Origin of the sequence: Dactylosporangium sp. NPDC051484, assembly GCF_040689395.1 — a bacterium.
GTDB lineage: Bacteria > Actinomycetota > Actinomycetes > Mycobacteriales > Micromonosporaceae > Dactylosporangium.
On the sequence record NZ_JBFAZX010000081.1, the window covers coordinates 1 to 2,642 of the forward strand.

A 2,642-nucleotide genomic window follows, 5' to 3' on the forward strand; every position below is an offset into this window, starting at 1 on the left:
CCCCGATCAACTACGAAAACAACATCCGAACAGCACCAGCTACGCTGGCGCCAGCCGCATAAACCCCGTGTCCAAGATCAGGGGTCAAGCCCCGTCCTGGGCAACTGGGACGCCCTGCTCATGCTCGCCCTCTTGGCCGCCCTGTCTGCCGTGCACCCCGGCACGTCGCACCAGCCGGTGGCGGCGCCTCACGAGGCCGCCACCGATCAGATTTCCTCGGTCAGCAACTGACCCGGATCTCATTGGAGTACTTCATCCCGACGATCGTGTTGGCGGCGGCGGATGCCGCTGCTGGTCCGCTCCATGGTCTGCAGCGTCGACCATGGAGCGGAGGCCGACGTATTTCTGCAGGTGCACCTTGATGTTCGCTGCTCGGTCGAGCATTCGGTGTAGCTGCCCTCACCATTGCTGCGCATCGCCGAAGACGTGCCGGCGAAGCTGTCCGCCCGGACCCGGTTGTTCGATACCACGCAGGGCCGCAAGACCGACCCGGCCGACGCGCACTGCATCGCCATCGCAGCATTGCGGGCGTACGGGCTGCGGCAGGTGGTGGTCGACGACGTCACGGTCGTGTTGAAGCTGCTCGTCGACCGCCGCGACGAGCTGGGCCGGGCGCGGACCGAGGCGCTGAGCCGGCTGCACCACCTGCTGCTCGAGCTGGTTCCCGGGCCGCGGTGCGGGTCCGCAGCATCCGCCACCTGCTGGCCGCCGGACTGACCCTGGACGACGTGCGCGTGTTCCTGCCATGCCTGCCACACCGACGCCCGCGGCCGGCTGGAAACCGCACTTCACTACAAGACCGTCGATCGCATCCGCCCGGTGGCCTGACCATCTGCCTGGGACCACATCATATCGAATGATCATGACGCCAAGCTGGCACTCGACACATAGCTCGAGACGATCCCGACGCTCCGAACCCCGACGTTCGGCATGAGCATGCTGGGCTTCGACAGCAATAGCGAGACAAAGTCGCCAAGGATTCTCAGTTACGTTGGCGAATTCGGTCCCGTCAACTGACGGCGACGGACGAAATCGGTTCGGCCGGATGCCACAGCCGGACCCATGCAAAGATGACTCTTCCGCGATGCCGTGACCGTGAGTCACGAGATCGGCCGCACCGGGAGCAAGTCGCTTGGACCCCGGTGCACTGGATCGCGGGCATGCGCGTTCACCATCTGACATTATGGACTGCCGTTCGGGGCGGCGGTTTCGGTCGGGTTCCGGGATAATTACGCACATGGGGCAGCTGGGATTGTTTTCAAGGGCGGAGTTGGCTGCCATGCGTGACCGGACCAGGTCACGTCGTTATTCCCCGGCAAAGGAGCAGTTCCGCCGGGAGCATGCTCGGCATCGGGAATGGGGCCTTGCCAGACGGCACTCCGAGAAGCTCCGCCGCCTGCGCGGTGACACCCCGCCGACGGCCAGCGACCAGCGGGACGGATCGGGGCAGGGGCCGGTGCCGCCCTCGCCACCTCCGCCGGTCACGCCACCTGACCAGGCACAACGCCCCGCGAGCAGCACCGCGGCAAACGACTGCGATCCCGCACCACGCCAGGCGAGCGGCGACGGGCAGCCCGTTCCTGTCCCGAAGCGTCGTCGCGCATGCACGCCACAGTTGCGCCGGCCCGCCGGTCCGGCAACGCATCGAACGGTCGGCGGCAATACACGGCCGCCGGTGCATCGCGGCCGTCTTTCGACAATGCCGCGCACGGCCGGGCGGCATTTCCGTCACATACTCCGCAAGGCGAGAACAAGCAACCACTGTCCCCATGGACCGCCGGCGCCGATTCCCGAATTTCTCGACAATGGCGATGGCCCGCACAACGCGCACATCGGCTACTTATCTCTACGACCGCAGCCCGGCCAGGCTGGGTCGAGGTGCAGGATCGGTGGGGTGGCTCTCACATCGGCTGCCCACTGCTGTTTCGTGTGGCTCTCATTTGGCATGCGTCCCGTCGGTCACCGCGGCGTGGAGAGGCTCACGAAAGTCTGCCCAGCTCGAAGTAGCGCTGCCCTCCTCGCTGACATCAGCGAATGTCGGATTGAGGAGGGGGAACGGCGTGGCACGAGTGATCATCGGAATGGACCCACACAAACGGTCCGCGACCGTCGAGATCAAGCTCGGCCGACAGTACAAGGACCGGGTCTGGGCGGTCGAAGGCTGCAACGGCATCGGCCGGCACATCGCCCAGCGGCTGGTCGCTGACGGCGAGACCGTCCTGGACGTAGACGCCAGGACGCATCTCGGTCAGCGAGCCAGGATCGGTGACCGGCGCCGTGGGTGTCGACCCGCCACTGCGCACCACAGGGTCCACGCCCGCGGCGCGCAGCGCTTCGGACGCCTGATGCAAGGCTTCGGCCTCGTCGGCCGCCGCGCTGGCCCGGCGGCCGGGTCGCGGCAGGCGCTGCTGCGCGGCGGATCGCGCTGCGGCAACATGCGAAGTCCCACAAGTGCGTGCAGATCGCTCGCCGTCAGATCGAGTCTGGTGCGGTCGGCCTGACCGTGGCCACCGTCAGCGAGGCTGAGGTGTTCGCCCAGGCCGGCTTCACCGACCTCTTCATCGCCTATCCCGTCTGGGCGTCAGGTGCGCGTGCGGCACGATTGCGTGCTCTCGCCGACCAGGTGTCGCTGCGTGTCGGTG

The 2,642-nt window shown here is 67.0% G+C and carries 3 protein-coding genes and 1 pseudogene; 3 read left to right on the forward strand and 1 reads right to left on the reverse strand.

Going from position 1 to position 2,642, the window contains the following annotated elements:
• Positions 1 to 231: hypothetical protein (locus AB0367_RS38670; protein WP_366231492.1), on the forward strand; the 231-nt coding region annotated here is incomplete at its 5' end.
• 174 nt (positions 232 to 405) lie between these two features.
• Positions 406 to 717 (forward strand): transposase, encoded by a 312-nt coding sequence (locus AB0367_RS38675; protein ID WP_366231493.1) that lies wholly within the window; start codon positions 406 to 408, stop codon positions 715 to 717.
• 1,310 nt (positions 718 to 2,027) lie between these two features.
• On the opposite strand, the gene AB0367_RS38680 is transcribed toward AB0367_RS38675, so the two are convergent.
• Positions 2,028 to 2,351, reverse strand: a complete 324-nt coding sequence (locus AB0367_RS38680) for a hypothetical protein (RefSeq protein ID WP_366231494.1) — start codon at positions 2,349 to 2,351, stop codon at positions 2,028 to 2,030.
• A gap of 104 nt (positions 2,352 to 2,455) precedes the next feature.
• Between AB0367_RS38680 and AB0367_RS38685 the strand changes: the two are divergent.
• Positions 2,456 to 2,642: pseudogene (locus tag AB0367_RS38685) on the forward strand (D-TA family PLP-dependent enzyme); the annotation flags it as partial.